The sequence below is a fragment of the Pseudomonas coronafaciens pv. oryzae str. 1_6 genome (genome assembly GCF_000156995.2).
In the GTDB taxonomy this organism is placed as follows: domain Bacteria; phylum Pseudomonadota; class Gammaproteobacteria; order Pseudomonadales; family Pseudomonadaceae; genus Aquipseudomonas; species Aquipseudomonas tremae.
The window spans coordinates 2,494,875-2,521,861 of the sequence record NZ_CP046035.1; the positions used below are offsets into that span (position 1 = coordinate 2,494,875).

At 58.4% G+C, this 26,987-nt stretch carries 20 protein-coding genes and 1 pseudogene; 11 read left to right on the forward strand and 10 right to left on the reverse strand.

Features of this window, described 5'->3' with window-relative positions; genetic code table 11:
• Nucleotides 1–18: 18 nt before the first annotated feature.
• The gene (locus tag POR16_RS11360; protein ID WP_005893049.1) at nucleotides 19–3,339 is read left to right on the forward strand and encodes a type III effector HrpK domain-containing protein; all 3,321 of its coding nucleotides are present in this window, start codon (nucleotides 19–21) and stop codon (nucleotides 3,337–3,339) included.
• A gap of 59 nt (nucleotides 3,340–3,398) precedes the next feature.
• On the opposite strand, the gene POR16_RS11365 is transcribed toward POR16_RS11360, so the two are convergent.
• The 4 genes from POR16_RS11365 to mqo form a co-directional block, all read right to left on the reverse strand.
• Entirely contained in the window at nucleotides 3,399–3,773 is a 375-nt protein-coding gene (locus tag POR16_RS11365; protein ID WP_005893048.1) for a response regulator, read from the reverse strand.
• Nucleotides 3,770–6,766: an ATP-binding protein gene (locus POR16_RS11370; RefSeq protein WP_122381311.1), complete on the reverse strand. Its 2,997-nt coding sequence runs from the start codon at nucleotides 6,764–6,766 to the stop codon at nucleotides 3,770–3,772. The genes POR16_RS11365 and POR16_RS11370 overlap by 4 nt, the downstream gene beginning before the upstream one ends.
• Before the next feature lie 376 nt (nucleotides 6,767–7,142).
• Nucleotides 7,143–7,391 carry a hypothetical protein gene (locus tag POR16_RS11375; RefSeq protein WP_005893045.1) on the reverse strand — a complete coding sequence of 83 codons (249 nt, stop codon included), beginning with the start codon at nucleotides 7,389–7,391 and terminating at the stop codon, nucleotides 7,143–7,145.
• Between the two features lie 157 nt (nucleotides 7,392–7,548).
• On the reverse strand, nucleotides 7,549–9,186 hold the full coding sequence (gene mqo / locus POR16_RS11380; RefSeq protein ID WP_024670574.1) for a malate dehydrogenase (quinone): 1,638 nt from the start codon (nucleotides 9,184–9,186) through the stop codon (nucleotides 7,549–7,551).
• Nucleotides 9,187–10,105: 919 nt separating this feature from the next.
• Between mqo and POR16_RS11385 the strand changes: the two genes are divergently transcribed.
• From POR16_RS11385 to POR16_RS11400, 4 genes are read left to right on the forward strand one after another with little or no spacing between them, the layout of a single operon-like run.
• Nucleotides 10,106–10,786: a (2Fe-2S)-binding protein gene (locus tag POR16_RS11385; RefSeq protein WP_005893043.1), complete on the forward strand. Its 681-nt coding sequence runs from the start codon at nucleotides 10,106–10,108 to the stop codon at nucleotides 10,784–10,786.
• The gene (locus POR16_RS11390; protein WP_055002946.1) at nucleotides 10,786–11,769 is read left to right on the forward strand and encodes an FAD binding domain-containing protein; all 984 of its coding nucleotides are present in this window, start codon (nucleotides 10,786–10,788) and stop codon (nucleotides 11,767–11,769) included. The genes POR16_RS11385 and POR16_RS11390 overlap by 1 nt, the downstream gene beginning before the upstream one ends.
• Before the next feature lie 9 nt (nucleotides 11,770–11,778).
• The gene (locus tag POR16_RS11395) at nucleotides 11,779–13,995 is read left to right on the forward strand and encodes a xanthine dehydrogenase family protein molybdopterin-binding subunit (RefSeq protein ID WP_122381310.1); all 2,217 of its coding nucleotides are present in this window, start codon (nucleotides 11,779–11,781) and stop codon (nucleotides 13,993–13,995) included.
• Between the two features lie 2 nt (nucleotides 13,996–13,997).
• Nucleotides 13,998–14,966: an XdhC family protein gene (locus POR16_RS11400; protein ID WP_024670577.1), complete on the forward strand. Its 969-nt coding sequence runs from the start codon at nucleotides 13,998–14,000 to the stop codon at nucleotides 14,964–14,966.
• Here POR16_RS11400 and POR16_RS11405 read toward each other — a convergent pair.
• Nucleotides 14,947–15,570 (reverse strand): nucleotidyltransferase family protein, encoded by a 624-nt coding sequence (locus POR16_RS11405; protein ID WP_122381309.1) that lies wholly within the window; start codon nucleotides 15,568–15,570, stop codon nucleotides 14,947–14,949. The two genes, POR16_RS11400 and POR16_RS11405, sit on opposite strands and share 20 nt — an antisense overlap.
• A gap of 120 nt (nucleotides 15,571–15,690) precedes the next feature.
• Between POR16_RS11405 and POR16_RS11410 the strand changes: the two genes are divergently transcribed.
• A complete protein-coding gene (locus POR16_RS11410) occupies nucleotides 15,691–16,275 on the forward strand; it encodes a flavin reductase family protein (protein ID WP_005893024.1) in 585 nt (194 codons plus the stop codon).
• 140 nt (nucleotides 16,276–16,415) lie between these two features.
• Here the strand turns inward: POR16_RS11410 and POR16_RS11415 are convergent, their stop codons facing one another.
• On the reverse strand, nucleotides 16,416–17,807 hold the full coding sequence (locus POR16_RS11415) for an aldehyde dehydrogenase family protein (RefSeq protein ID WP_005893023.1): 1,392 nt from the start codon (nucleotides 17,805–17,807) through the stop codon (nucleotides 16,416–16,418).
• A gap of 103 nt (nucleotides 17,808–17,910) precedes the next feature.
• On the opposite strand from POR16_RS11415, the gene ptrR reads away from it, so the two are divergent.
• On the forward strand, nucleotides 17,911–18,798 hold the full coding sequence (gene ptrR / locus POR16_RS11420) for a putrescine utilization regulator PtrR (RefSeq protein WP_005893021.1): 888 nt from the start codon (nucleotides 17,911–17,913) through the stop codon (nucleotides 18,796–18,798).
• Here ptrR and POR16_RS11425 read toward each other — a convergent pair.
• The gene (locus tag POR16_RS11425) at nucleotides 18,795–19,889 is read right to left on the reverse strand and encodes a tartrate dehydrogenase (protein ID WP_005893020.1); all 1,095 of its coding nucleotides are present in this window, start codon (nucleotides 19,887–19,889) and stop codon (nucleotides 18,795–18,797) included. The two genes, ptrR and POR16_RS11425, sit on opposite strands and share 4 nt — an antisense overlap.
• Nucleotides 19,890–20,007: 118 nt before the next feature.
• On the opposite strand from POR16_RS11425, the gene POR16_RS11430 reads away from it, so the two are divergent.
• Complete coding sequence (locus POR16_RS11430; protein WP_005893019.1) at nucleotides 20,008–20,919, forward strand: LysR substrate-binding domain-containing protein; 912 nt, start codon at nucleotides 20,008–20,010, stop codon at nucleotides 20,917–20,919.
• Nucleotides 20,920–20,987: 68 nt separating this feature from the next.
• On the opposite strand, the gene POR16_RS11435 is transcribed toward POR16_RS11430, so the two are convergent.
• Nucleotides 20,988–21,473 (reverse strand): flavin reductase family protein, encoded by a 486-nt coding sequence (locus POR16_RS11435; protein WP_005893018.1) that lies wholly within the window; start codon nucleotides 21,471–21,473, stop codon nucleotides 20,988–20,990.
• A gap of 13 nt (nucleotides 21,474–21,486) precedes the next feature.
• Nucleotides 21,487–21,782 (reverse strand): annotated as a pseudogene (locus tag POR16_RS26580) (aldehyde dehydrogenase family protein); the annotation flags it as partial.
• Nucleotides 21,783–22,005: 223 nt separating this feature from the next.
• Between POR16_RS26580 and POR16_RS11445 the strand changes: the two are divergent.
• The 3 genes from POR16_RS11445 to POR16_RS11455 all read left to right on the forward strand — a co-directional run bounded on the left by POR16_RS11445 (nucleotide 22,006) and on the right by POR16_RS11455 (nucleotide 25,708).
• Nucleotides 22,006–23,145 carry a glutathione-independent formaldehyde dehydrogenase gene (locus tag POR16_RS11445; protein ID WP_005893017.1) on the forward strand — a complete coding sequence of 380 codons (1,140 nt, stop codon included), beginning with the start codon at nucleotides 22,006–22,008 and terminating at the stop codon, nucleotides 23,143–23,145.
• An 83-nt stretch (nucleotides 23,146–23,228) separates the two neighbouring features.
• Complete coding sequence (locus POR16_RS11450) at nucleotides 23,229–24,089, forward strand: SDR family oxidoreductase (RefSeq protein WP_005893016.1); 861 nt, start codon at nucleotides 23,229–23,231, stop codon at nucleotides 24,087–24,089.
• Between the two features lie 188 nt (nucleotides 24,090–24,277).
• Entirely contained in the window at nucleotides 24,278–25,708 is a 1,431-nt protein-coding gene (locus POR16_RS11455; protein ID WP_024690005.1) for an NAD-dependent succinate-semialdehyde dehydrogenase, read from the forward strand.
• A gap of 79 nt (nucleotides 25,709–25,787) precedes the next feature.
• Here POR16_RS11455 and pbpG read toward each other — a convergent pair whose 3' ends face one another.
• Nucleotides 25,788–26,723, reverse strand: coding sequence for a D-alanyl-D-alanine endopeptidase (gene pbpG, locus POR16_RS11460; protein ID WP_162010092.1), 936 nt, complete (start codon nucleotides 26,721–26,723; stop codon nucleotides 25,788–25,790).
• Between the last annotated feature and the right edge of the window lie 264 nt (nucleotides 26,724–26,987).

Genomic DNA, 26,987 nt, shown 5'->3' on the forward strand with positions numbered 1-26,987 from the left:
CCAATGGAATGAAAAACAATGACGACTGTCAGCAAGATCACTACCGAAAAACCCACCAACCCTGCGGACGCTCAAGCCTGGGAACAGGCTGTACAGCACTCCAGGGAGGTGGGTATCCAGTGGCAGTTACCTGCCGACGACAAACGCTCTGCACAGCAAATCATCGACGATAGCCCGTTGCTTAAAAACCTGGGCGGACGTGGCGACCGCGCAGAAGCGAAGGAAAACCTTATCGCGCAAGTCGGTGACTACACCAAGGATTCGCATGCCGCGTTTCGTGCCGTGCAACTGCTTGAACACATTGAAACCTTCGACGCCAGCGGCAATCGCCTTGCCGGCAAGGACATCGGTAACAACCGCATTGACGGCTACACCAGCAGCAGCGAAGCACGGCACGGTTCTGAAGCCGGTCGCCTGAAGGATTTCGGCAAGGAGGGATTCGCGAGTCTCAAGGGCACGCTGCATGAAATCAAATCGTCTGCCGACGACCCCGCAGTTCGCGAGCAGGCCGCGAAACTGGGTATTCAATGGCAGCGTCCACAAGGCGATGAACGCGATGCCAAGAGCATCGTCGACGGCGATCCGTTGCTCAGGAACCTTGGTAATCAGAGTGACGTCAGGGACATGCTCAAGGAGCAGGTCGGCGATTTCGATAACGACGCTGATGCCGCCTACAGGGCCACTCAGGTACTGGCGCATATCGAACAGTTCGACGGCAACGGTGCGCGGATTGTCGGCAGCGACGTCGCCAATGGCAGCATCAATGGCTTTACCAAAAGCGGCGAGGCTCGCAACGGCACTGAAGCAGGTCGTTTGCAGGATTTCGGCAAAGAGGGTCTCTCCAGCCTGAAAGGCGAAATGAGCAACGTGTCGGTTGCTGGCGACAACACCCAGGCTCGCGAGCAGGCCGAAAAACTCGGCTTCCTGTGGGAATTGCCCAAGGACGACAAGCGCTCGGCTCAGGACATTATCGATGCCAACCCGCTGCTGAAGGATCTCGGTAACCAGAGCGGCGTCAAGGATATGCTCAAAGAGCGGGTCGGGGATTTCGAAAAAGATGCCAATGCGGCTTTTCGTGCCGTTCAGGTGCTTGACCGGGTGACGATGTACAACGAAAAGGGCGAAATCCAGTCAGGTGGCGATGCGTTCAACAGCAGGGTCGATGGCTTCACCAAAGGCGCCGAGGCCAGGCATGGCACCGAAGCGGGCCGTCTGCAGGACTTTGGCAAGCTGGGTTTCGAGTCATTGCCCGAACTAAAGAAAAACGAAGATATCAGCAGTTACAAAGACTTTCTGAAAGCCAGCCCCGATGCTGATGATGCCTCGAAACAGATCGCCAGATACGCCGCGATTCTTGACGAGAACCACGATGCGATCAAGGGTAAGACCGGCTCCGCAGACATGACCGCCGAAGCGCTGACGGCCTACAAGGACGAGCATCCGCAACTCGACAAAGAGGTCAGGGAGGCTCTGGACTTCTGGTCTCAGCCCGGAGCCTTTGCGCTGCTCGACAATGCCAAAAGTCCGCTTGAGCAGGGCAGCGATGGCAAGGCCAGCCGTGGTGATATTCAGGCCTTCATCAAGAACGCCGCACCGAAAGACGTCGGTGCGGTGGGGACGCTACTTGAAGCTGTTTCAGAAGGTAACTTGCTCCACAAGGTCAATACCGATGCATTGAACAAGGACGTGTTCGAGCATCCGCAAAACTACACTGCAGAACAGAAGGCTGCCGTGCTTCAGGAACTCAAGGCCGCTCAAAGCCTGATCATTCAGGGCAGCGGTGCGGGCATGTGGAAAGACGACAAGTCTCAGGTCCAGATTGCCAACAATGTCAGCAGTCATCCAGACCCGCAAAAGCTGCTCGATGATGTCAACGAGCATATTGCAACGCTCGAAAAAGACACTGAGGTGGTCAAGTTTTACAACGATAACGCCGCCAGCGAGCTGAGCAAGGTGCTGGAGGGCAGCGACGGTCTCAAGAACGCGCTGCAGAGCACTTATGACGATGAAATCATGACCGGCAAGGGCCTCGACAAGCTGTGGGATGCCAATACCAAGGACGGCAAGACCGATCAGCAGACTGCGTTGGCGCAGTTCTACAGCTCGGCGCAAAGCGTTCAGGAGTCGCTGGGCATAAGCGATCCAGGCAAGATTCAAGAGGCCGTGCAGAAGTCCACTCACAACAAGGATTTCGAATCGTTCTATGAAAAGTCTCTGGTGTCTGGTGAGCGCCTCAAAGAGTTGCTGAAGACCGAAAGCTTCGAAGTGGCGACCAGCCAGTTCAGCATGGAAGTGGCGATGTACAACGCCGCGCTGAACCCGGAGTTCACTGGCAAACACGATGACAAACTGACTGAAAACTACACCACCATTGCCAAGGACAGCGTCTTCAAGGACGCCAGCTTCGAGGACTTGAAGAAGGCCTTTGGCAAGGATGGCAGCGACACACTCGACGAAGCAAAGGTCAGGTCGCTGATCGACCAGATCGGCGAGAGCAATCCCGAGTTGCTGACCAACGCTGACGGCAAACCGGCCACGTCCGATCAGATTCTGGGCGTATTCCGGGGTAATTGGGATCTGTTGCGCCAAGGCACCAAGTCCATTTCCGAGTTGGGCCTGTTCAGTGATAACTCATCGATCAAGGCCGCCTCCAGTGCCGGAGTCCTGCATGGTGTCAGCGGTCTGTTCATGGCCGGCATCACGATTGCCAAGGGCGCGAATGGTGCTGGAGCCCTGACGGATCGGCAGATCGTCGATATCACTACCGGTTCAGTGCAAAGCGCTACATTGCTGACCGAGGGCGGGGTCAAGAATGTCATAACGAGGTACAAGGACCTCAAGGACACGCTTGAACCGGAAGCTTACAAGAAAATTACTACCAACCTGTCGAAACTGGAAAACGCCGCGAAGGGGCTGGGCGGGCTGGCCGGGGTGGCGGCCGGAGCCTACGGTATTTTCGATGGTGTGAAATCGATCAGACGAGGTGAGCTTGTGGCTGGTGGCATGAGCATTACTGCAGGTTCGCTGGGCGCCATGGCAGGTCTTGCATCTGCAGCGGAAGGCGCGGCGGGCGTCATGCAACTGGCGGGCAGTGTGGTCCGCGCCTTGCCGTTGATCGCTGGCGGCCTTGGGCTTGCCGCCGCCGGAGTGGGCGCTTTGGCGTTGCTTATTCCCGGCATGATCGAGGAAGGCAAGCAGGAGACCCGCGTCGATCGTTTCTCTGACCACCTCAGAGACTACCTGACCCAGTACGAGATCGATGGCGTCAAGAACGGCGACGTTTATGACATACCCGATAGCGAATGGCCGGGTCCCGAGGAAACCACTATCGCTTCCTGATTGAGTCGGAGCAGGCCGGAGCGCCCCGGCTTGAGTCCTGATGCTCATCAGAGCACTGGTTAACCCTGCAGCAGGCTGGTCAACGCGTTGTCCAGTTGCTCGGCACTGAATGGTTTGGTAACGCACTGCCGGTCCAGCCAGGCTTCCGGAATACCGAGACGCCCGTAGCCGGAGCAAAACATGAAGGGGATACCGCGATCGGCAATCACGGTTGCTATCGCAAACGACGTACCGCCGATAATATTGATGTCCAGTATCGCCAGGTCGTAGTCGCCGTCCCGAGCGTACTCGATGCCTTCGCCAAGCGAGCTTGCATGGTAGGCGGTGATGAACCCAAGGTCTTCCAGCGTCATTTCCATCAACATCGCGAGTATGGTCTCGTCTTCCACCAGCAGCACTTTGGGGAGCGAGGTTTCATTTGATTCCGAACTCATGCGCAATCTTCCGGTTTGTCTGGCCAGGGGATCAGCAATGACCAACTTATGCCTGTGCTGGCGAACTGAATATCGACCTTGCCCTTGAGCTCACGCTCTATGCTGCGCTGTATCAGACGAAAGCCAAAGCCTCTCGCCGTGCTCGCAACGACAGGTGGGCCATCTGTTTCCAGCCAGTCGATTCGCAGAGTGGGCGGGTTGTCTGCGGTGTTCAAGGCAGTAGCCACTGTTACCTGGCCTGTCAATGAGGAGAGCGCGCCGTGTTGCAGGGCATTGGCCATCAATTCATGAAACACCATTGAAAGCGTCAGGGAAACCCGCGGTTCCAGGGTTACCGGATCACCTTTGAACGTGATGTTGCTCCGATCGCCGTCCACACCACGTAGCTGTTCGACAAGATCGATCAGTTCCGTTGATATCCATTCCGCGCGCGCCAGCGCATCGTGCGCCTGGCTCAACGCAAACAGACGTGCATCGAAGCTTTTGCGAAAGGAATCAAGTGAGGCGGAGCTGTTGACGGTCAGAGAAGCAATGGCCTGAACGGTTGCCAGAGTGTTTTTGACCCGGTGGTTAAGCTCGTTCAACAGTCCTGCGCGTGCCAGGCGGTCTTCCATTTGCTGGCGCTCCAGCTTGCTCGATATCGACTGCGCCAGGCGCTGAGTCGTGCCGCTCTGTTTGAGGAACGTCGATTCGCCCACTGTGTCCTGCCCCAGGTGCATGGGCAGAGTGAATGAAAATATGCTGCCGGAATCGAGCGAGCTATCGGCCCACAAGCGCCCGCCGTGAGCGGTGACTATCCCTTGGCAAATATACAGCCCCAGACCATTGCCACGCGGGTTGCCCTCCTTCACGGACCAGTAGCGCTGGAAGATATACGGCAGGTGTTCTTTCGGGATACCGATCCCGTCATCACTGACCTTGAACAGAACTTCGTTGCCTTCGGCGACTGCATCGATGTTGATCCGACCGCCTTTCGGGGTGAATTTGATCGCGTTACCAACCAGGTTCGACAGCACCTGAAAGATTCGCTCCGGGTCGGCGTCGATTACCAGACCGTGTGCAGAGGTGCAGTTGAGTTCGATGTTCTTTTCCGTCGTCAGCATCACCAGAAGGCCGCAGGCTTCTTCCAGCAGGCTGGTGACACTCAGTGCCAGGCGAGACAGCTGATAACGCCCGGCTTCGATCTGCGCAGTGTCCAGCAGATCCTCGAGCAGGCTGTTCATCCGGGTCGTAGCCTTCTCGATGGTGCCCAACGCCCTGCGAATGTTGCGGTTCTCGATGGTCGTGTCGCCGATTGCCCAGCGTTGCATCATGCCGCACTGCATGATGATGATGGACATCGGGTTACGCAGGTCGTGGGAAACCACGGCAACCAGTTCATCACGCAAGCGGACTGCTTCCTGCTCACGCTGCACCTGGCGCTCAAGATCGATTTCCAGGGCAGAGCGGCGAAGATCTTCAGCGCCGTACAGATCTCCCTGTGACCAAGGCATGGCGATGCCTGTGGTCTCTTGCGCCCATACGTCGAAAGACTGCCTCGGGCGCAGGCGATGGCTCGCAGAGTCTACAGGGCTGACGCTGACATGATGGGCCGGGTCGCCGCTCCAGTTCATGGTCGAGGTGAGCTGGGCGCGAAACCACATGACCGCATTGTCGACCGGCTTGGGCAGGGTGAATGCTATGACACCGCTCGCCACCGCTTGATACGTCGCGCTTTCCGGGTTGATCTTCTGCAGGGAGTTTGTATGAAAAACCCCCAGCCCCTGCAAGCCTTTGGCCTGCTCTGTGAGCCGCTGGCTGCTCAGGCCTTTGTCCCTTATCCAGAGGTACAGTGCGCGCACTTCATCGGCCGTCGGGCAATTGCCGAACAGATGGAGCCGGTCGTCAATCAGCACAGCGGCACCGTCCGCCAGTGTCAGTGACTGAAGCAGTTCCGGCCTGCTCGGCAGGCCGTCCAGAATATCGTGATCGGCTCGGCTCATGACTTCCGCGAGCTGCCGTAGCAAGACGACTTTCTCCTCCCGCTCACGCTGGATCTGAGTGGCGACGATGGCAGAAATTTTCACTGACAACAGCTGACCAATCATCGCACAGGCATCGCGCAGCTCTCGGGGCACCAGCAGCGGTTCGGGATGACTGCAGGTGATAAGGCCCCACAGTTCACCCCCCACCAACAGCGAGATGCTCATCGATGAGCGGACGCCCATGTTCTTGAGGTATTCGCAATGCACCGGAGACACGCTTCTCAGTGTCGAGAAGCCAAGGTCGAGTGGTTGCCCGGTGGTCGGGCGCAGCGTCGGTACCAAGGGGACCGGAACGTAGGCGGCATCCGGAATGACCCTAATCCAGTTCAAGCGGTACAGCTCTCGCGCCTGGGCAGGAATGTCCGAACCAGGGAAATTCAAGCCGCTGTAACTCGGCAGAGGGCCGGTCAATGCCTGCGCAACAACCTTGCCGTGGCCTTCGGGTTCGAACCGGTAAATCATGACCCGGTCGTGACCGGTAAGCGCCTGAATCTCGTGCACGCCTATATCGAAAAGTGTTTCCAGGGTGGTGGCTGCCTGGAGGTTGCGCAATACGCGGGTAATGATTCTGGACTGTTCCCGGGCCGCTTCGACAAAGGGTTCCAGCTCGATAATCAGTACGTCACCGGCACGATGCAGCGAAGCACTGTACTCGACGTCACCCACTGTCAGCTTTATGGGGTCACTGTTTGTGACGCTGAGGTGGCCATAAGCTTGATCGACAAGCATCGAATGATCGGGTGATAACAGCAATGAAAGCGGCTGGCCCAACAGCTCGGCGCTGCTCAGGCCCAGCTCCCTTGCACAATTGGCGCTGACCTGTTCAATGCGCAGCGGGGCACCTGTCACGCTGAGCAATACGCCATGAGGCTGAATCGCACCGGGCACACGGATCGGCTCACGCGCACATTCGGCAAGCGCGGCTTCGAGAGCTGCATCGGGGCTTGCGTCGAGTGTCTGCTCGATCATTTAGGTGAACTCCAAGGGTGTTTCAGCCGGGAACAGCCAGTCGCTGCTCTTGTGCGTTGGGCAGTCTTGATGCATGACAAGTGGATTGGACAGGTTCAATCAGCCGCAGCAACGAGGGCGGGCGGCGAGGGTGCGAATGGACAGCGCAGGAACTGCGAGGTTGCCGCGAAGTTGCGGCGTAAAGACTTGAGTCGTATGGCTCTGCCGAAAGCGAGAGCCTGGCGGAAGTGAGGCCACCATAACAGGTGCCGGTGTGATGCGTGGCTTTAACGACCTGTTACCGGAAGATTCCTGCCAAAAGGCAGGTCTGGCCGCTTACGGCACTGCCTGCCTGCTCTCCCGAAGCCGAAAAAAGCTGAGAAGGGCGATGGACCTCTCAGTCCTGACCGTTCAACTTGCGTTCCAGCTCGCGGTTTTTGGCGCGAAGGGTTTCGGCATCCTGCTCCTTCTCCTTGGTCGAGGTCGGAGTAATGACCTTGTCGACGCCCTCTGTGTTGGAATGCTCCCGTGCAATATCCTTGCGAACCACGTCAACCGGCTTTCCGGACTGGTCTTTCGCTGGCGTCGGTATAGAAGGAGAGTGTTCAGCACTTCCACCGGACGGCGTGTCGATACGATTGCTCATTGCAGTTCCTCGCTGTGTGTCGTTTTTATTTGAGGCGCAGGAGACGCGCAGAGTTCGGCATATTTTCAGTCTGTCTGGAAAGGGCCGGAAACTGGCCGCCAAAAAAAAGCCCCGCCAGACAGGGTCTGGCGGGGCTTTGCTTCAAGCTGTACGAGCCTTAAAGTGCCATGTCACTGGCTGGATTGCTTTTCGCTGGCTGGGCAGCTGGCGTTGGCGCAGCGCCAGCCTTGTTGACCGGCGGTGGTGGAGTCAGTTGCAGGACTTCGGACGTGTAAGCCCATTCCTCGGCAACGCGATCCGGGTTGTTGTTCAGCTTGGTGCCATAGCTAGGCACGATCTGGCGCAGTTTTTCCTGCCAGGCCGGAGTTGCTACCTTGTCCTTGAAGACCTTCTCAAGCACGCCCAGCATGATTGGCGCTGCAGTCGAAGCACCTGGCGATGCGCCCAGCAGACCGGCAATCGAGCCGTCCTTGGAAGCAACGATTTCAGTACCCAGCTTCAGTACGCCGCCTTTCTCTTCGTCACGCTTGATGATCTGTACGCGCTGACCGGCTTGCATCAGGCGCCAGTCTTCTTTCTTGGCGTTAGGGAAGTATTCTTTCAGCGCAGCAAAGCGATCGTCGTCAGACATCATCACCTGGCCGGCCAGGTATTCGATCAGCGGATACTGTTCGATACCAACGCGGGTCATTGGCCACACGTTGTGCGTGGTGGTGCTGGTCAGCAGATCGAAGTAAGAACCGTTTTTCAGGAACTTCGTCGAGAAGGTCGCGAATGGGCCAAACAGGATTACGCGCTTGCCGTCCAGGACACGAGTGTCCAGGTGAGGAACCGACATGGGTGGCGCGCCAGTGGAAGCAATGCCATAGGCCTTGCCCATATGTTGCATGGCCAGGTCCTGATTTTCAGTGACCAGCCACGAACCGCCGACCGGGAAGCCGCCGTATTCCTTGGCTTCCGGGATGCCCGACTCTTGCAGCAAGTGCAGAGCAGCACCGCCGGCACCGATGAACAGGAACTTGGTGTCGGTTTCGGTGACAGTACCGTCTTTCAGGTTCTTGTACTTGACGCGCCAGGTGCCGTCGTCGTTGTGATTGATGTCTTCGACTTCACTCGACAACTGCAGATTGAAGTTCTGCTTGGCCTTCAGGTTGCCGACGAACTGACGAGTGATCTCGCCGAAGTTGACGTCGGTGCCGATCGGGCTCCAGGTCACGGCCAGCTTCTGCGCCGGGTCACGACCTTCCATCATCAGCGGAACCCACTTCTTGATCTGCTCGTGGTCTTCGGAGAACTGCATGCCGCTGAACAGCGGGCTGGCTTGCAATGCTGCGTAACGCTTGCGCAGGAACTGGATGTTGTTGTCGCCCCACACAAAGCTCATGTGTGGCGTGGAATTGATGAACGAGCGCGGATTCTTCAGGACACCGGTCTTGACTTGCCAGGACCAGAACTGACGCGAAATCTGGAACGCTTCGTTGATTTCGATAGCCTTGGAGATATCGACGTTGCCGTTCTTGTCTTCCGGCGTGTAGTTCAGCTCGGCCAGTGCCGAGTGACCGGTACCGGCGTTGTTCCAGCCGTTGGAGCTTTCTTCTGCAACGCCGTCGAGACGCTCGACCATTTCCATCGACCAGCTCGGCTCCAGCTCATTAAGCCAGACCGCGAGGGTTGCGCTCATGATGCCGCCGCCAACGAGCAGTACGTCGACTTTTTTGGTTTCAGCTGCGTGCACGGGCATGATGCCCATGGAGATGGCCATACCCAGCAGGGCCGTGTTCACTTTCTTAAACATTCTGTCATCCATCTGATAAACGCCATCCGCCGACTGCTCCTGAGGATCTGGCCCGTCACACGCTTCAACGCATGCGACAAACTCTCGCACCTGCAGGGACTAGAGGTGGACATACAAGGCCAATATAATACCGCTCGAGACCTCAATTGATGTCCTGCTGCGCTGGCTTCTTATCATCGTTAGATTCAGCGTCATGAGTGACATTTTGCTCTGTCGGTGTGCTGCAATGTCCGGAAGCCTGTCCGGTCTTACTTGAGCGGAGACACACCTGGTCAGCCTGTTAACGGAGTCTGAGACTCCGCATTTGGGCTCGGAGACACGCGGGATGCATATTTTTTATGCATGGTGCGTAAATCCGGGTGCCCTTGAGCCAATAGGCGGCATTTTCGCATAAACCGGGCCTCCGTTGCGAGGTGCCATCACCACATCGGGCATCAATGCCCCGATTTAGAAGCCTCAAGACATTACTGACGCTATATATCGTCACTTTCCTGCCAGTCTTTAATTGACAACTACACGCTACGTTGCCCCGCGCCATCCCGCCATCCCGCCATCCCGCCATAAAGGGGCAGTGACGCCTGTGGGTGCGCTCCGCCACGTCTTTGGTCACATTTAGTGACCTATTCATGAGTTTTTCTCATTACCGCTAGTAAGCAAGGCTGGCTAATCAGTGCCTGGGCCGGCTGTTAGGGTCAACGATTGGCTTCGCGCAACGGCTGCAATCTCCGGATACAGACGCTCGTCAATGAGTTGGAACTTTAGTTGCGCTGACCAGTTAAACAGTAACCGGTGATAGCTTTTTGGCTTCCATGACCCCTGAGAAAAACAACAGGTCAACGAGCGCAAACATGCCCGGGCTGCTGATCTTTAAAAACGCCCGACGCTTTATGGCAGCGTCGGCTATTACCGAGTGATCCTGATGACCCAATCTGAAAAGCACAAGGAATCTGTTGCCGACAACAGTACCGTGCAGCCTTCGCGCCGTAACTTTTTGAAGTTCGGTGCGTCGGGTATCGCCGCCGCCACGTTGTCTACCTGGATGCCTTCCGACGGCATGCTGCAGGCAGCACCCGCTGCAGCGGTCGCCCCGGTGGTAGAAGACAGCGATGCACCTGCGGCGGGGGAGCATCGTATCCAGCTTAAGGTCAACGGCCAGGTTCACACCCTGAATGTGCCGGCCAACGCGGTTTTGCTTGATGTGTTACGTGACCGTCTGCAACTGACCGGGACCAAAAAGGGCTGCGATCATGGCCAGTGCGGTGCGTGCACGCTGCTGGTGAATGGCGTGGCGATCAACTCCTGCCTGTCCATTGCCGTGCAGCATCAGGGCGACAGCATTACCACCATCGAAGGGCTGGCCGAGAACGGCAAGCTGCATCCGGTTCAGGAAGCCTTCTGGGAACATGACGCCTACCAGTGCGGATACTGCACTTCAGGGCAGATCATGAGCGCTGTCGCGATTCTCAAGGACCCGAATATTCCGTCCGATGACGCCAGCGTCAGAGAAGCCATGAGCGGCAACATCTGCCGTTGCGGGGCCTACAAGAACATCCTGTCGGCCGTGCAGTCGGCGCGTTCGAAAATGGGAGGGGCTGCCTGATGCGAACCTTCGATTACGCGCGGGCTACTTCGCCCGCACAGGCCGTCATGTCGGCGTCAGGTCAGGGCCAGCGTTTTTACCTGGCTGGCGGCACTACGCTGCTGGATCTGGTCAAACTCGATGTGATGCAGCCGGAGCAACTGGTGGACATCAATCACCTTGCGCTGAAACAGGTCGAATCACTGCCTGACGGGCGTCTGCGCATCGGGGCGCTGGTCAGCAATACCGACCTGGCCAGTCACCCGCTGGTGCAGCAGCGTTATCCGGTGCTGTCCGAAGCGCTGCTCGCTGGCGCATCGACGCAGTTGCGCAACAAGGCCACTACGGCTGGCAACCTCATGCAGCGCGTGCGCTGCCCGTATTTTCGCGACAACGTATCGGCGTGTAACAAGCGTCAACCTGGTTCGGGCTGTGCAGCCATAGGCGGTATGAATCGCAGCGTTCATGCAGTTCTGGGCACTAGCGAGCACTGTATCGCAACACACCCGTCGGACATGTGCGTGGGGATGGCGGCCATTGGTGGGCAAGTTACGGTTCAGGGCGCCAACGGTACTCGGGACATACCCTTTGCCGATTTCCATCTACTGCCTGGCGATACGCCGCAGCGCGAACATGCGCTGGCTCCTCATGAGCTGATCACGCATGTGACGCTTGATGCGCCGCTGGCAGGCGGACGTTCGTCCTATCTGAAGCTGCGCGACCGCACTTCCTACCAGTTCGCACTGGCATCCAGCGCCGTGATTCTGGTGATGGACGGCAAGCGCATCACCGATGCGCGAATTGCGTTGGGCGGAGTGGGCACCAAGCCGTGGCGCGCCGTCGAGGCCGAGCGGGCGCTGATTGGTCAGCGCGCCGACCTGGCCACCTTCGCCAAAGTGGCAGAGCTGGCTATGAAGGATTCCCGTGCACATGAACACAACGCCTTCAAGATCCCGCTGGGTCAGCAGGTCATCGTCCGCAATCTTCGCGACCTTACGGCCTAGGAATTTCTCATGAGCGAAAACATTATCGGTACGCCGCAGCGTCGCATCGACGGCGGCAAGAAAGTCAGCGGTGAGGCACGTTACGCCGCAGACCACCCCATGGGCCAGATGCTCTATGCCTACGGGGTCTACAGCACGATTGCCAATGGCCGTGTGATTGCTGTCGACGATCGTCAAGCGAAGACCATGCCCGGGGTGGTCGACGTGTTTCATCACGGCAATTTCCCCACGCTGCACCGCACCCCGAATACCAAGCTGAGCTTCGACAAGATGCTTTCGGCAAGCAAAGCCGACGAGCATCGGCTGCCGTTCGAGGATGATCGGGTTTACTATCCTGGCCAGTTTGTCGCACTGGTGGTCGCTGAAAGCTTCGAGCAGGCGAGGGCAGCGGCGCACCGTGTGGCCGTCGACTATGACGAGCGCCCGGCGGTCAGGGATTTGCAGGAAGGCATGCGCGTCAATGGCGTTCGTGATGGCGGCGCGGGACATGACCGCGGCAACCCGGACGCCGCATTTCAGAGCGCCAGAAATCAGCTCGACCAGACCTACACGACACCGGTTGAAGTGCATAACCCGATGGAGATGCATGCCAGCACTGCATGGTGGCAGGACGGCAAGCTTTTCGTTTATGAAAGCACTCAGGGCGTGGTCAACCATCGCAACCTGTTGGCCAACGTTTTTGACCTGTCGCCTGACCGGGTGGAAGTGCGAGCGCCATTCATAGGCTCCGGTTTTGGCGGCAAGCTCTGGCCGTGGCCGCATTCGGTGGCCGCCTGTGCCGCCGCCAGGGTGACTGGTCGCCCGGTGCAACTGGTGCTGCCTCGTGCGCAAATGTTCACCACCGTAGGCCATCGTCCGGAAACCCGTCAGCGCTTGCGCCTGGCCACCGATGCCGGCGGCAAGCTGGTGTCGATCCGCCACGAGTCGTTCAACAACACTTCCATGCTTGATGACTACACCGAAAACTGTGGGGGTGTCACCAAAAGCCTCTACTCCTGCGACAACGTGTTGGTCAGCCACAAGATAAGCTCTATCAACCGTGGTACGCCCACATCGATGCGTGCGCCGGGCGCAGCGCCTGGCCTGTTTGCGCTGGAGTCAGCGATCGACGAAATGGCCCTCGCCAGTGGCATGGACCCGCTGGCGTTTCGCAAGCTGAATCTGTCTGATATGGACCAGAGCATGGGGCTGCCGTGGTCGAGTAATCACTTGCCGGAAGCCATCGACAAGGCCGCCGAACGTTTCGGCTGGCAGGCACGCAAGGCGCAAGTCGGTTCGATGCGTGAAGGCGACGAGATTATCGGCTATGGCATGGGCGCGTGTAACTGGGAGGCCTATCAGGTGCCTACCGAGGCACGGGTCATCCTGCGCGCTGATGGCACAGCGTTGGTGCAGTGCGGTTTGCAGGATATCGGCACCGGGACCTACACCATTGTGGCGCAGACCGTGAGCCAGCTGACCGGCATCCCGATGGAGCAGGTCGAAGTGGAACTGGGCAGTTCGTCGTTCCCGGCAGGCCCGGTTTCCGGTGGCTCGTGGGTGACGGCCAGCGTGATGCCGGCGGTTGCCGGTGCCACGCGGGAGGCGTTGCAGAAGCTGCGCCAGTACGCAGTCGGCAAGGATGCGATGTTTGCCGGGAAGGACGCTGAGTCGATCAAGGTCGAAAACGCTCAGTTGGTGCTGGGCAAACAGCGCACGAGCTTTGTCGACGTGCTGAAAGGGCAGCGTCTGTCACGCGCCGAAGGCAACTTTCACAGCGGTATGCCCGAGGCGGGCAAGCATTCTTTTCGGTCATTCGGTGTGCATTTTGTCGAAGTGCGCTGGGACCCGGGCATTTCCAGCCTGCGGGTGTCCAGGGTGGTCAGCGCAATCGACGTTGGCAAGGTAGTCAACCCGCTGGCAGCACGCAATCAGGTCGAGGGCGCGATTGTCATGGGCATCGGCATGGCGCTGTTCGAGGCCGCCGAGTACGACCCGCGCAGTGGCATGCCGGTCAACAACAACTACGCCGAATACGTGGTGCCGGTGCATGCGGATCAGCCAGACATTGATGTGCTTTTGCTCGACTACCCGGATTACAACCTAGGCGAATTTGGCGCACGCGGCATTGGCGAGATCGGTGTAACCGGTCTGGCCGCCGCAGTGGCCAATGCGGTCTATCACGCTACTGGTAAACGGGTGCGCAGTCTGCCCATCACCAAGGAAAAACTGATGGCAGGGTTGTAACGATGAAGCAACTCGATTTGCAGGTTGTGCAACAAGCACGTGACTGGCTGGCAGGCGGCAAACCTGTCTGGTTGTGCACGGTGCTCTCGACCTTTGGCTCGGCGCCGCGCGGCCCGGGGGCAATGCTGGTGGCGCTGAATAGTGGCGAGCACCGCGGCTCGTTGTCCGGCGGCTGTGTGGAAGAGGATTTTCTCGAACGCGTCGCCGCCGGGCAGTTTCAGCCAGTCAATCAGGTGGTTCGTTATGGCGACGGTGGGTACGCACCCACGCGCGCCTTGCCGTGTGGCGGTGTGCTGGATGTATTGATTGAATGCATTACGCCAAGTCCCGAAGCCGACGCGCATCTGGCGGCCCTCGAACAAGCCTTGGCCGGACGTGAGCTGGTGAGCAGAGAGGTGCAACTGGGCGGCGCGCAGAGAAACGTCGGGCCCGCCGTTCTGGGCGAGGCGCGGGTGCAGGTAGACGGTGAGCGCATCAGCATCCGGATGGGGGCGGTTTATCGCGTGCTGCTTGCCGGGTTGTCACCGGTGGCCGAGTTCTGCGCCAGTTTTGCTGTCGCGATGGGCTACGAAGTGATCGTCTGTGACCCGCGTACCGAAGTCACTGCCGGGTTCTCGATGCCAGGCGTCGAGGTGCGCGGCGTGTTGCCCGCCGTTTTCATTGCCGAAGGTGGCTGTCACAGCTCGACTGCGGTGCTGGCATTGACTCATGACCCGAAGCTGGACGACCTGAGCATGCTGGAGGCAGTGCGCACCGAAGCGTTTTACATCGGTGCGATGGGCTCGATGCGTACCAGCAGCAAGCGCATCGAGCGTCTGGCGCGAATCGGTGGTCTGGAGGCCGATGCGCTGGAGCGCATCCATGCTCCCATCGGCCTTAATCTGGGCAGCAAGACACCTGCGGAAATTGCGATCGCGGTAATGGCCGATATTCTGCGGGTTGCCAACGGTGTCAGTCGTGGTGATCTGTAAGGGCTTGCCGGCAGGCCATTGCCAGGGCTGATGGGGTGTCTGCATCACGCAGTACGCCGGAGTCGTTACAATCCATTACATCGCACAACTCGGGGTTGCTGATGATCAGGGCCCTGGCGCCCTGATCGCCCTCAAGTGTCGCCAGCGTCGTCCAGAACTGTCGCCCTATGATCACCGGATGGCCTCGCTTGCCTTCATGCATCGGCTGGGCAATGCGTGACGGGTCTGCCAGCCTGACCAGATCGCGCAGTGTCTGCGGCTTTATCCAGGGCATGTCCGCGAGCAGTACCGCTACGGCATCGGCTTGCGAGTTCGATACCGCTGCAACTGCGCTGGCCAGGCTGTGGCCCATCCCCATATCAGCGTGTTCGCTGCGAATGATCGTTACGCCTGTCGGAACACCCATTGCCCGGGCGTCATCGTCTGCGCGAAGCACCACCCCCACATTGCTGAATACTTCGCAGGCGTTTTCGACACTCGCCGTGAACAGCGTTCGTCCGCAAGGCAGCAGCGCCTGCCGCTTGTCGCTGCCAAAGCGTCTGCTGCGGCCTGCTGCGAGAATCAGGGCGAACACTTCAGGGTTCTGGCTGTCTATGCTGCTCAATCCGATGCCTTATGAGTAGGTGTGAAAGAAGGGGATCGCGGTGCGTTTCAATCGCACGCAGGATGCCTTATTTCGCTGCTCTGCCGGTAGCGGTACGAATCATGTTTGCGAGGGTTTCAAGTGGACAATCACATTCGTCCTGTCGAGCTGGAAAAAGCCTACCGCCTGCTCAATCACGGGCCGACCGTGCTGGTCTCGTCCAGCCACGAAGGCGTTCATAACGTCATGGCTGCGGCCTGGGCCTGTGCGCTGGATTTTTCGCCGCCCAAGGTGACGCTGGTGATCGACAAGATGACCAAGACACGCGGTCTGGTTGAGAAAAGCGGATATTTTGCCTTGCAGGTGCCCAATCTGGATCAGTTGCAGATGACCTTCGATGTTGGCACCCAGAGCAAAGTCTTCATCCCGGACAAACTGGACAAGGCTAACGTGGACCTGTTTCGTATCGAGGATCACGACACCCCGCTGGTGGCCGGATGCTCTGCCTGGCTGATTTGCAAGGTCATTCCGGAGCCCCATAACCAGCAGACCTACGACTTGTTCATTGGCGAAGTAACAGGTGCCTGGGCCGACACCCGTGTGTTCAACGACGGGCACTGGGAATTTGAGAAAGCCGACCCGAAATGGCGCAGCCTGCACTACGTCGCAGGCGGACACTTCTACACGATTGGCGAGCCTGCGATTGTGGCAGTGGGCGACAAATAATCGCCCCTGACTTGCGCAACAACGGGCGCAGAGCGTCGCACGACAGTCGATCCTCAAGCTCCAGCGCGGGAATGCCTGTCGTAACGCTCTGCGTCAAATATCTGCGCCGAGCCGCATGGCCACGAGGGTTCTTGCGACCCTCAGTTGCGGTCCCTCCACACGGTCTGAGCGTTGCAGAACTCGCGCACGCCGAAGTGTGAAAGCTCGCGGCCAAAGCCGCTTTTCTTGACGCCGCCAAAGCTGACACGTGGGTCTGAAGCACTGTAACCGTTGATGAATACACCGCCAGTTTGCAGCTCTGCGGTCATTTGTTCTGCCAGTTCCAGGTCCTGGGTGTACACCGTTGCGGTCAAACCGAACTCGCTGTCATTGGCCAGCTCCAGCGCGTGTTGCGCGTCGCGGGCGGTGATGATCGACGCCACTGGGCCAAACAGTTCCTGTCTGAATGAAGTCATCTGATCGGTGACGTCACCCAGCACCGTAGGCTCATAATAGTTGCCTTGGCCATCCGCCTTCTTGCCGCCCAGTAGCAGCGTCGCGCCTTCAGTGAGCGTCGCCTGAACCTGCGCGTGCAGCTCGTCGCGCAGATCAACGCGCGCCATCGGGCCTATGTAGGTGTCGCCGGAGAGAGGGTCACCCACCACCAGTTGGCGCGTCTGTTCAACGAACCTGCGGGTGAATTCCTCAACCACGGCTTGTTCGATGATCAAACGTTTGGCCGCCGCGCACACTTGTCCGGTGTTCTGGAAGCGACCGATGACTGCCGCTTTCACTGCCTGATCGAGGTCCGCATCGTTGAGTACGATAAACGGATCAGAGCCGCCCAGTTCCAGTACGCACTTCTTCAACGCCGCACCGGCCTGAGCACCAATCGCCTGACCGGCACGTACGCTACCCGTCAGCGTCACCGCAGCAATGCGCGGATCGGCAATGGCCTTTGAAACGCCTTCTGGCAGCACATTGAGCACTTCAAACACGCCTTGCGGAAAACCCGCTTGCTGGAATGCGTCACGCATCAGATAAGCACAGCCCATCACGTTGGGCGCATGCTTGAGCACGTAGGTATTACCCGCCAGCAGGGTTGGAATCGCACCACGCAGCGCCTGCCAGATAGGGAAGTTCCACGGCATGACCGCCAGAATCGGACCCAGCGGGCGATATTCGATACGTGCCTTGTCATGTTCGACCTGGGTCGGTTCAGCAACCAGCATTGCCGGCCCATGCGCTGCGTACCAGTCACACAACTGGGCGCATTTTTCGACTTCGGCTCTGGCCTGCGTTACCGGCTTACCCATCTCACGGCTGATCATGCCAGCGATGTTTTCTGCGTCATCGCGCAGCGCCTTGCCCATTGCGACAATTAACTGCGCACGCTCTTGCACAGGCTTGCGCCTCCAGCCAGCAAAGCCGGTAGTTGCGCGAGCAAGCGTGCTGTCCTGCGACGCCTCGGATTCAAAAGGGTAATGGCCGATCTGTTCGCTGGTAGCCGGGTTGATCGAGATCGCGTGGGTGTTGCTGGAGACTGTAGTCATTGCGCCATCCTGTTGAAGTGGGAAGTGCGACCAGAATATAGGCGTGACATGCTTTCTAAAACTGAATAATAATGATCGCATCGTTCACAAATAGAGAATGAATATGGATCTGGTTCAGCTCGAGATGTTCAAGGCTGTCGCCGAGCACGGCAGTGTCAGCGCCGCCGCGCAGCATATTCATCGTGTGCCATCGAACCTGACCACGCGAATCAAGCAGCTGGAACAGGACCTGGGCGTTGACCTGTTCATTCGTGAGAAGCATCGCCTGCGTCTGTCGCCTGCCGGCTGGAATTTTCTCGATTACACGCGGCGCATTCTGGATCTGGTCCAGGAGGCGCGACTGGCGGTGTCGGGCGAGGAGCCACACGGTCCTTTCTCACTGGGGTCGCTGGAAAGCACGGCCGCTGTGCGCATCCCGGCACTGCTGGCTGCCTATAATCAGCAAAATGCCAAGGTAGAGCTGGACCTTTCCGCCGGGCCTTCCGGCACCATGATCGAGGGCGTTTTAGCCGGGCGGTTGGTTGCCGCATTTGTCGACGGGCCGGTGCTGCATCCCTCCCTTGAAGGCGTGCCGGTGTTTGAAGAGGAGATGGTCATTATTGCGCCGCTCAACCATGCGCCGGTCAAGCGTGGGCGAGATGTCAGCGGCGAAAGCATCTATGCGTTTCGTGCTAATTGCTCGTACCGGCATCACTTTGAACGCTGGTTTACCGACGACGCCGCAGTGCCGGGCAAGATCCACGAGATGGAGTCTTACCACGGCATGCTGGCCTGCGTCAGCGCCGGTGCCGGGCTGGCGCTGATGCCGCGCAGCATGCTCGAAAGCATGCCCGGCTGCGCGACGGTCAGCATCTGGCCTTTGTCCGAGAAGTTTCGTTACCTGCACACCTGGTTGATCTGGCGACGGGGCACGGTGTCGCGCAGCCTGACGCGTTTCGTCGAATTGCTGGAGCAGCGCAGCGAGCAGGCAAACGTCGGACAAAACGCTTAAGCGTCTGCAGCAACACGCTTGGCGACTGCCGCACCTGCCTGCTGGGTCGACAGTGTGCCACCCAGGTCTGGCGTCACTTCGCCATTGGCGATTGCCTGCTCGATAGCGGTAATAATCTCGTCGTGAGCTGTAGTGAAACGCTCATCGCCTTGCCCCAGGAATTCCAGCATCAGCGCGCCTGACCAGATCATCGCAATCGGGTTGGCGATATTCTTGCCGAAGATGTCCGGGGCCGAGCCGTGGACCGGTTCGAACAAAGACGGAAAGTTGCGTTCCGGGTTGAGGTTGGCGGAGGGCGCAATGCCGATAGTGCCGGCACACGCAGGGCCCAGGTCGCTGAGGATGTCGCCGAACAGGTTGGACGCCACCACGACGTCGAAGCGATCGGGTTGCAGTACGAAACGCGCGCAGAGAATATCGATGTGCTGTTTGTCCCAAGTGATGTCAGGGTACTTGCTGGCCATCGCTTCGGTGCGCTTGTCCCAGTAGGGCATGCTGATGGCCATGCCGTTGGATTTGGTCGCCGAGGTGACGTGCTTGCGCTCGCGCTTGCTGGCCATTTCGAAGGCGAATTTGAGAATGCGGTCGACACCGCGACGGGAGAATACAGACTCCTGCAACACGAACTCGTTTTCGGTGTTTTCGAACATGATCCCGCCCAGCGACGAGTATTCACCTTCGGTGTTTTCCCGAACCACGACGAAGTCGATATCACCCGGTTTGCGATTGGCAAGCGGGCAGGGGACGCCGGGGAACAACCGCACGGGGCGGATGTTGGCGTATTGATCGAACTCGCGACGAAACTTGAGCAACGAACCCCACAGGGAGATGTGATCGGGCACTTTGTCCGGCCAGCCCACTGCACCGAAGAAAATCGAATCGAAGCCCTTCAATTGCTCGAACCAGTCGTCCGGCATCATCTTGCCGTGCTCGAGATAGTAATCGCAGCTGGCCCACTCGAAGTACTCGAACTCCAGCGCCAGCCCGTGTTTCTCGGCGGCAGCCTGGATAACCTTTACACCTTCCGGCAGGACTTCAAGGCCGATGCCGTCCCCGGCGATGGCAGCAATGCGCAGTTTTTTGTTGTTCATGACAGGGCACTCTCTCTTTGGACAGCATGCAGTGACTGGTTCAGCGCAGTTCAATGCATGCTATAAGCACACGATACAAAGATAATCAGCCAGTTTATGGATTGAGAAAACACGAATCGTGAACTATCCAAACCTTGATGACCTCAACGTATTCATTCACGTCGCTCGACGTTCCAGCTTTGTCGGGGCTGCCAATGAGCTGGGCATGTCTGCCGCGTACGTCAGCAAGCGCGTCAAGCTGCTGGAACAGAGCATGGGGGTGGTACTGCTGCATCGTTCCACCCGGCAGGTATCGATTACCGAAGACGGTGAGCGGGTCTACGAATGGGCCAGAGGCATTCTTGAGTCTGTGCAGCAAATGGGCGATGAGGTCGCGGCGTTGCACGGCGAGCCCAGCGGGTTGTTGCGAGTGGTCAGCAGTCAGGGTTTTGGCCGCCGCTTTGTTGCGCCTGCCTTGTCAGAACTGGCAGCGCGCTATCCGAAGCTCGACATCCGGCTGGATATTCAGGACCGGCTGGTGGACCTGATCGAGGAAGGGGTGGACCTCGATATCCGTGTCGGCAACGAAATAGCGCCGCATCTGCGCGCCCGGCACCTGGCCACTAATTGGCGAGTGCTGTGTGCGAGCCCGGCGTATCTGCAGCAGCGCGGTGTGCCACTCAGTCTGGGGGAACTGGCCAATCACGACTGTCTGGTGATCAAGGAGCGCGACCGACCGTTCGGTATCTGGCATCTGAACGGTTCGCAGGGTGCCGAAACCGTCAAGGTGACCGGCAGCCTTTCCACCAACCATGGCGAAATTGCCCGTCAATGGTGTCTGGACGGGCGTGGGGTGCTGCTGCGTTCGTTGTGGGATGTTCGTACAGATCTGGCTGAAGGTCGATTGATTCAGGTGCTGCCGGAGTATCGGCAGGACGCAGACATCTGGGCAGTTCACACCTCACCGTTGATGAGTTCGGCCAAGGTCCGTGTGACGGTTGAGTTTCTGCGCGAGTATTTTGCCCTGCATCCGTCACCCGGGATTCGCTGACAGGCGCGCAATACCCATTTAAATACCGTTACCGATGCGCGCCACCACCAAAACCGCCGGACGTAGCCTCAGACGATCGGCGCGAGCGCGCCCATCTTGCCGCGGTGATAGATCATCGGGGTAACGGGTATGGCAGGCAGAATCAGGTTTTTTACAGCCCCGACGATGATCGCGTGGTCTCCGCCATCGTATTCGCGCCACAGCTCGCATTCGATGATGGCTGTGGCTTTGTCCAGCAGCGGGTTGCCCAGCTCGCTCAACTGCCACTCGATACCTTTGGTCTTGTCTTTGCCCTTGCTGGCGAACGCATAAGCCTCGACTTGTTGATCGGCGGAGAGCAAGTGAATCGCGAATTTTTTACTCTCGCGCAGCACCGGGTAGGTGTCCGACGCATAGTTGGGGCAAAACAGTACCAGTGCAGGGTCAATGGACAGCGCGCTGAAGGCGCTGGCAGTAATGCCGACCAGATTACCCTCAGGGTCCAGTGTGGTGACAATGGTGACGCCCGACGGGAATGACGCCATGACTTCTTTGTAGATACTCGGTTCGATCATCGCAGCGGCCTCGTTAACGCATGACAAATGGATCAGGCTGGGGCGCCTGCGAAAGGTTGATCCACACCGTTTCGGTTCGGTGCAGGCCATAGACGGAGTCTATCCCGCCGTTGCGACCGTGGCCGCTCTTTTTGAGCCGCCGATAGGCGTCATCGCCGACACGGCGCGAAAGGTGTTGAACCAGATGATACCCGAGCGGGTATCTCGTGCCAGCCTGTGAGCACTGCTCAGGTCTCCCGTCCAGACACCGGCAGCAAGATCAGACCGTGAGTCGTTGGCACTCGCCAGAGCCCCGGTTCCGTCCTTGTACTCACCAGACCCTCGTGCAAATGCTTTATTTGCAGGCCGCCAAAGCGCTTTCAACCTGAGTTTGATCGCGGCCAACTTACTTGTGCGTAAACAAGCGTCCTGTCCCTGATGACCATTCGTCAGCTCTGCAGGCAATCGTTTTAAACGCGATTGTGTGTCTCGTGACAGATACACCGTGAGCTACAGAAAGCTCGTTGTATTTTTCACGTCAGGAGAGCCACTAATGAAAGCCATCGTCTATAACGGTCCGCGCGATGTCAGCGTCAAAAACGTGCCGGATGCGAAGATAGAGAAGCCGACAGATGCTCTTGTCAGAGTGACGACTACCAATATCTGCGGTTCGGATCTGCACATGTACGAAGGCCGTACATCGTTCGAGACCGGCCGTATTTTCGGCCATGAAAACATGGGCGAAGTCATCGAAGTCGGCGCGGGCGTCGACCGTATCAAGGTCGGCGACCGGGTCTGCCTGCCGTTCAATATCGGCTGCGGGTTCTGCGAAAACTGCGAAAAAGGTCTGACCGGCTATTGCCTGACCGCCAACCCCGGCAGTGCAGGCGCTGCCTACGGTTTTGCCGACATGGGTACCCACGAAGGCGGCCAGGCTGAACTGTTGCGTGTGCCTTACGCGGACTTCAACTGCTTGCTGTTGCCTGAAGACGCTGTCGAGCGCGAAGACGATTACGTCATGCTGTCGGACATCTTCCCCACCGGCTGGCATGCCACTGAACTGGCAGGTCTGCTGCCGGGCGAAAGTGTGGCGATCTATGGCGCAGGCCCAGTGGGACTGATGGCCGCGCACTCCGCGATGATCAAGGGCGCTTCACAGGTGTTTGTGGTGGACAACCATCCGGATCGCTTGGCACTCGCTGCAAAGATGGGCGCTACGCCGATCAATTCGCTGGAGCAGGGCGCGGTAGACCAGATCCTCAACCTGACCGATGGCAAAGGCACCGATCGTGGTTGCGAGTGCGTTGGTTATCAGTGCTGCGACCGCCACGGTCACGAGGCCAATCACGTCACCATGAACAACCTTGTGGCTTCGACCAAGGCTACCGGCGGGATCGGCGTCGTGGGCGTCTTCGTACCTCAGGATCCGGGTGCTCATAACGACCTGGCGAAAGAAGGCAAGATGGCTTTCGATTTTGGTTCGTTCTGGTTCAAGGGCCAGCAGATTCGTACCGGGCAGGCCAACGTCAAGGCCTATAACCGTCGCTTGGCAGAGCTGATCCACCATGGCCGCGCCAAGCCGTCGCAGATCATTTCCCATCGCTTGACGCTGGAAGAGGGCCCGTCGGCTTACCAGCATTTCGATGCGCGCGATAATGGCTGGACCAAGGTCGTGCTCAAGCCAGGTGCCTAAGGCCCAAGTCGTAATAGTCCCCCTTGTCGTGTAAGGCCTGTGCCACCGACAAGGGTTATTACCATTCAAGGAGGCATATCCAGATGAATGAAGAATACCCAAAACCCCCTTTTGCCAGCCAACCGCAAAAAGTCCCCGGTCTGCAGGGCAAGATGGACCCCTATCCTGATTGTGGTGAAAAGAGCTACACCGGCTCGGGTCGCCTCAAGGACAAGATCGCGTTGATCACCGGTGCTGACAGCGGCATCGGTCGCGCTGTCGCGATCGCCTTTGCTCGCGAAGGTGCGCAGGTTGCGATCTCGTACCTTGACGAGCATGAGGACGCTGAAGAAACCAAGCGCTGGGTTGAAGAGGCAGGTAGAAAGTGCCTGCTGTTGCCTGGCGATCTGGCGCAGAAGCAGCAATGCGAGGACATCGTCAGCAAGACTGTTGCCGAGTTTGGCCGTATCGATGTGCTGGTCAACAATGCAGCGTTCCAGATGAATCACGAAACACTGGAAGAAATCTCTGACGAAGAGTGGGTCAAAACCTTCGATATCAACATCACGGCGATGTTTCGTATCTGCAAGGCGGCAGTTCCGCACATGCCCAGAGGCGGCTCGATCATCAACACCAGTTCGGTCAATTCGGACATGCCCAAGCCGACATTGCTGGCCTACGCGACCACCAAAGGCGCGATTGCCAACTTTACCGGCGGGCTCGCGCAATTGCTGGGTGACAAGGGCATCCGCGTCAACAGCGTTGCACCTGGTCCGATCTGGACGCCGCTGATTCCTGCGACCATGACCGACGAAGACGTCAAAAGCTTCGGCAGTGAAACGCCGCTGGGACGCCCTGGTCAGCCGGTGGAGGTTTCGCCGATCTATGTATTGCTGGCCTCTGACGAAGCCAGCTACATTTCCGGTTCGCGTTATGCGGTAACCGGCGGCAAGCCGATTCTGTAAAGCGCGACACATCATCCAGTCAGATGCTCATCAATATGGGTACCTGACTGGGGCGGCGTGACTCCCACGCCGTTTTCGATGTTACTTGACCCGCAGCGTATTACCTCTCTAAATGCCACTCGGCTTTCTCGAGCGCAGAGCATCCTGCGCCCTCTGCAATTCCCTCCACATCATCATGGAGAATTCTCATGTATCCAGACGTACAGCTTTATATCGATGGTCAATGGCGTGCCAGTCGCGATAACCGCACTCTGCCGGTCTTCAACCCGGCGACCGGTGAGTCCCTGGGCAATGTGGCGCATGCGGGTGTTGCCGATCTTGACGAAGCACTGGCGGCAGCCGAGCGCGGCTTTGCCACGTGGCGCAACACCTCGGCATACGACCGTTACAAGATCATGCAGAAGGCCGCGAACCTGGTTCGCGAGCGTGCAGACAGCATTGCGCGGATCATGACTCAGGAACAGGGCAAGCCGCTGGCCGAGGCGCGTATGGAAACCTTGTCCGCTGCCGACGTCATCGACTGGCTGGCTGAAGAGGGGCGTCGCAGCTACGGCCGGATCGTGCCATCGCGCGGCGCGTCCATCGAACAGAAGGTCATCAAGGAGCCAGTAGGTCCGGTAGCAGCGTTCACGCCCTGGAATTTCCCCATTAACCAGGTGGTGCGCAAGCTTTCATCTGCGCTGGCGGCTGGCTGTTCGATCATCGTCAAGGCCCCGGAAGAAACGCCGGCATCGCCTGCCGAGCTGATTCGGGCGTTTGCCGATGCTGGCGTGCCTGCGGGCGTCATCGGGCTGGTGTACGGTGATCCGGCAGAGATATCCGGCTACCTGATCCCGCATCCGGTCATTCGTAAAGTGACATTCACCGGCTCGACACCGGTCGGCAAGCAGCTCGCTGCACTGGCCGGGAAACACATGAAGCGCGCGACCATGGAGCTGGGCGGGCATGCACCGGCGCTGGTTTTCGATGACGCTGATATTGACCTTGCGGCCCGTGTGCTGGCCACCGCCAAGTTCCGCAACGCCGGGCAGGTGTGTGTGTCGCCAACGCGAATTCTGGTGCAGCGCAAGGTGCTGGACGCGTTCACCGAGAAGTTCGTCGGTCTGACTCGCGAGATCAAGGTGGGCAACGGCCTGGAGGCAGGCACGACCATGGGGCCGGTGGCCAATGATCGACGCATCCCTGCGCTGATCGATCTGATCAAGGATGCAGTGGGCGGCGGTGCAACGCTTTCAGTCGGTGGCAAGGCTATTGAAGGGGCGGGTTATTTCTTCGAACCGACCGTTCTTAGTGGTCTGACACCTGCCATGCGCATCATGAACGAGGAGCCGTTCGGCCCTGTCGCGCTGTTGGTGCCGTTCGATACGCTGGAAGAGGCGATTGCCGAATCCAACCGAGTGCCTTTCGGGCTGGCGTCCTACGCGTTTACCACATCGATGAAGACCGCGCAGGCACTGAGCACCTACATCGAAGCGGGCATGCTGTCGATCAATCATCAGGGTATAGGCTTGCCCGAAGTGCCGTTCGGCGGCATCAAGGACTCTGGCTATGGTTCCGAAGGTGGCACCGAAGCTATCGAGGCGTACCTGAACACCAAGCTGGTCACTCAATACAACTGAGTGCGGGCGGGGGTTGGTAAATGAAGCGGTCGCGATGTGCAAGCATCGCGACCGTTTTTCATTCCACTTACCGAGCCGGTCAGTCCTTGGCCTGAATACCGGTCTGCTTCATGACCAGATTCTTCTCTTTCTTGTACTGCAGCGCGACTTCCGGTGCCGGACCGCTTTGGCCGGTTTCCAGCCACTTGCGGATACGACTGGCGTCGGCGAAGTGGGTGTACTTGCCGAATGCGTCGAGGATGACCACGGATACAGGACGATTAGCCATGGAAGTCAGCAGCACCAGGCAGTGACCTGCCTGGTTGGTGAAGCCGGTCTTGGTCAGCTTGATGTCCCAGTTGTCCTTGCGCACCAGATGGTCGGTGTTGCTGAAGCCTAGCGTGTAGGTCGGTTTGCGAAACGTAACCGTTTTCTGCTCGGTGGTGCTCAGTTCACTGATCATCGGGTATTTGCGCGCCGCCATCACCAGCTTGGTGAGGTCGCGGGCAGTTGACACGTTGAACACCGACAGGCCGGTGGGTTCGACATAGGCGGTGTGCTTCATGCCCAGCGCCCTGGCCTTGGCATTCATGGCCAGAATGAACGCCGGGTAACCACCGGGGTAGCTATGCGCGAGGCTGGCGGCAGCACGGTTTTCCGAGGACATCAGGGTGATCAGCAGCATGTCCCGGCGGTTCATTTCGCTGCCGAGTTTGACGCGTGAAAAGACGCCTTTCATTTCCGGTGTCTGGGAGATATTGACCGGAATCACTTCATCCATCGATTGTTTGGCGTCGAGCACGACCATGGCGGTCATTAGCTTGGTCACCGAAGCTATCGGTACGATGACGTCCGGGTTACTGGAGTACAGCACTTTGTCAGTCTGCAAATCGACGACCAGTGCGCTGCCGGAGGCAAGGTGCAGGTTGGAGGGGTCACGGTTCAGCGCGGCGGTTTCATTGGCAAATGCGGGTGTAGTAAATACCGGACCTGTAAGTACACATAATAGGCCCAGAACAGACAGACGAATTTTCAAGAGCAAGGCTCACTCGATAAAGTGTGTTAATGGAAGGGATCGCGTCAAAAGGCTGCATTTTATGAGCAGACTTTGTCGTGTGTCGATGGCTGGGCAGGGTAATTCACTTATAAATACGGGAATCGGGCTTCCGTTAAGCCGTCGTTAAGTGGCTTTTTGCTCACAAAGCAGTCTAAAAACACTCAGGAGTTTTAATATTCGTGGTGCGCGCGGCCTGCACCGATTAGCATTCCATGCCATTCAGGTCAGCGATTCAAGGAGTCA

Excerpts from the sequence above, each read along its gene's own strand:
- POR16_RS11390 (WP_055002946.1), top strand. The coding sequence starts at position 10,786 with ATGCGAACCTTCGATTACGCGCGGGCTACTTCGCCCGCACAGGCCGTC.
- ptrR (WP_005893021.1), top strand. The coding sequence starts at position 17,911 with ATGGATCTGGTTCAGCTCGAGATGTTCAAGGCTGTCGCCGAGCACGGC.
- POR16_RS11385 (WP_005893043.1), top strand. The coding sequence starts at position 10,106 with ATGACCCAATCTGAAAAGCACAAGGAATCTGTTGCCGACAACAGTACC.
- POR16_RS11365 (WP_005893048.1), bottom strand. The coding sequence starts at position 3,773 with ATGAGTTCGGAATCAAATGAAACCTCGCTCCCCAAAGTGCTGCTGGTG.
- POR16_RS11375 (WP_005893045.1), bottom strand. The coding sequence starts at position 7,391 with ATGAGCAATCGTATCGACACGCCGTCCGGTGGAAGTGCTGAACACTCT.
- POR16_RS11445 (WP_005893017.1), top strand. The coding sequence starts at position 22,006 with ATGAAAGCCATCGTCTATAACGGTCCGCGCGATGTCAGCGTCAAAAAC.
- POR16_RS11415 (WP_005893023.1), bottom strand. The coding sequence starts at position 17,807 with ATGACTACAGTCTCCAGCAACACCCACGCGATCTCGATCAACCCGGCT.
- POR16_RS11400 (WP_024670577.1), top strand. The coding sequence starts at position 13,998 with ATGAAGCAACTCGATTTGCAGGTTGTGCAACAAGCACGTGACTGGCTG.
- POR16_RS11455 (WP_024690005.1), top strand. The coding sequence starts at position 24,278 with ATGTATCCAGACGTACAGCTTTATATCGATGGTCAATGGCGTGCCAGT.
- POR16_RS11425 (WP_005893020.1), bottom strand. The coding sequence starts at position 19,889 with ATGAACAACAAAAAACTGCGCATTGCTGCCATCGCCGGGGACGGCATC.
- POR16_RS11450 (WP_005893016.1), top strand. The coding sequence starts at position 23,229 with ATGAATGAAGAATACCCAAAACCCCCTTTTGCCAGCCAACCGCAAAAA.
- POR16_RS11370 (WP_122381311.1), bottom strand. The coding sequence starts at position 6,766 with ATGATCGAGCAGACACTCGACGCAAGCCCCGATGCAGCTCTCGAAGCC.
- POR16_RS11435 (WP_005893018.1), bottom strand. The coding sequence starts at position 21,473 with ATGATCGAACCGAGTATCTACAAAGAAGTCATGGCGTCATTCCCGTCG.
- POR16_RS11360 (WP_005893049.1), top strand. The coding sequence starts at position 19 with ATGACGACTGTCAGCAAGATCACTACCGAAAAACCCACCAACCCTGCG.
- POR16_RS11395 (WP_122381310.1), top strand. The coding sequence starts at position 11,779 with ATGAGCGAAAACATTATCGGTACGCCGCAGCGTCGCATCGACGGCGGC.
- mqo (WP_024670574.1), bottom strand. The coding sequence starts at position 9,186 with ATGTTTAAGAAAGTGAACACGGCCCTGCTGGGTATGGCCATCTCCATG.